We start from the raw sequence: 1988 nt of genomic DNA, 5'->3' as shown, positions 1-1988 counted from the left end.
CCCGAGTTTTATAGTTTAAAAAGAGTAAAAGAGACCCAATCCGCTTTATTAGTGGATTGTAGTCTCTTTTTTGATGTTTTTACTTGTTGTATTAAGCGGTCTTAAGTTTGTCTAACTGATTCTTAAGGTATTCTATTTTAACTTTCTTAAAGCCTAAATCAACACGATTGACTAAACATAAATCTTTAATAATATCATGCGTATCATGAAGAAGGTAGATTCCTTGATCTAACGAAACGGCACTTGCACTATTCAACGCTTCCTTAAGCCGATTCACAGAGTATTCGTTATTGGTTTCTAGTTGTAGTAATCTGTAGAGTGTTAACGCGATAAAACATGTGAGGAAGTGCCCCTTGATATGGTTATCTGTCCATACATACACCGGTCTTCCTTCTAAGTCTGTTTTCGTCACTCTAAAGGAATCCTCTATAACTGAAAGTTGTCTATAGTGATCAATAATCTCAAAGGGTGTGAGGTTTAAATCATTGGTCACAATCGCATAATACCCATCAAGCGCAATGTCGCGTTCATACTTATCTTGATTAAACTCATAACGATTTTTCGTTTTAACGATTTCGCCTGTGTCTTTATCATACGTGGTTTTCTTAAAGTATTTTTTAACCCCAAAACTGTTTGAAGCGTTTAATAATGATGGATCATTAATAAACTTATCAATCTTTTCATCCAATAATCCACGTTTACCATGTTGGTAACGTTCTTCCTTTAAACTCCAAAAACACAAGAGATGTTCTTTTATGGTTGAAACGACTTTACCGTTTTCTTTAATCTCACGTTCTCTTTCAACCGTTTTATACTTGAATGTGCCTGTACTATTCATGATGTAATCTTTTTGGTCTAAGACAATGTCGGCCAACTGATTCCCTCTTTGTCTAATCTTTTGACTGATGATGTAATGGTCTTTTTGTCTGTCGATATAGTCTAAGTTTTTACCGCTATTATTGCCTTTATCAGCGATAATAGTGATTTTTCCTAAGTTGTACTGTTTCTTTATCTTTTCTAAGATAGGTCGCATCGTTGATAAATCATTGGTGTGTCCTGGAAAGAGTTCATACGTAATGGGGATCCCGTTACGATCGATAAAGAGTCCCATTTGAATAATCCCTGTTTTCTTTTTCTCTTTAGAGACACCTCTTTGTCTTAGCCCGTTCATTTCTTCTGATTCAAAGTAATAGTTCGTCACATCATAGAAAACGAGTGTGCAGTCTCTGCCGTATGTCTCACTAATCCCTTCGTGCATCGCTAAGGTTAAGTCGTCTTTAACTTCAGCTAAATAATCAAGTGACTTATAGATATCGTCTAATTTGAAATCACTGAACTCAAAGAAGTAGTTTCCCTTGCCTTCATAGGCTTTCTTCTTACTCCCTGGGTTTAAACAACGCGAAAAGACAAGTAGTTTTAAGATATCATCTAAGTTGTACTGACATTTCACTTGTGTTTGGTAAGTTTGCATAAAACGGGATAACCCGATTTTATTGTAAAGTCGCTCTAAGAAGACATAGCCATAGTTGAGAGACTTTTGACTTCCATCATGTCTTTCGGAAAAATCAAGAAAAAGAAAGTCTTGTTGGTTTTGATCTCTTTTCAATGTCAATTCTTTGGCTTGTTTTTCTAAGTTATCAATCACATGAGAATCAATTTGCATAAGCTCACTCAAACGTCCAAAACTTTTTAAAGTTCGATGTTTTACCTTGCCATCCATACCACGATAGCCTTCAACTAAATAAACATTGTAATCATCTGCATTGGGAACCTTGATTTTTTTAATAAACATACGCTCACCACCTAATACTATTATACTACATTAGTACAACTTAATACAACATATATTTATACTATTTTTAGTTTTGTAGTTGAACTATATAAAAAACCATCTAAATACCTTAAAATAGCGATCTAGATGGTTGTCTGTTCTGTTGTTTTTTGTTGTGAACTCTACAGTTTTTAAATAGCCAACTGCAAAACTCGGG

Annotated in this window: 1 protein-coding gene; it reads right to left on the bottom strand. The window is 34.6% G+C overall.

Annotated features, from left to right (window positions below):
* Positions 1–91: 91 nt before the first annotated feature.
* Positions 92–1792 carry an IS1634 family transposase gene (locus ACHAJD_RS09795; protein WP_435585686.1) on the bottom strand — a complete coding sequence of 567 codons (1701 nt, stop codon included), beginning with the start codon at positions 1790–1792 and terminating at the stop codon, positions 92–94.
* Positions 1793–1988 lie beyond the last annotated feature (196 nt).

It is taken from the genome of Liberiplasma polymorphum (genome assembly GCF_043951795.1).
GTDB lineage: Bacteria > Bacillota_I > Bacilli_A > Izemoplasmatales > Izemoplasmataceae > Liberiplasma > Liberiplasma polymorphum.
This window is presented reverse-complemented; position numbering and strand designations above follow the sequence as displayed.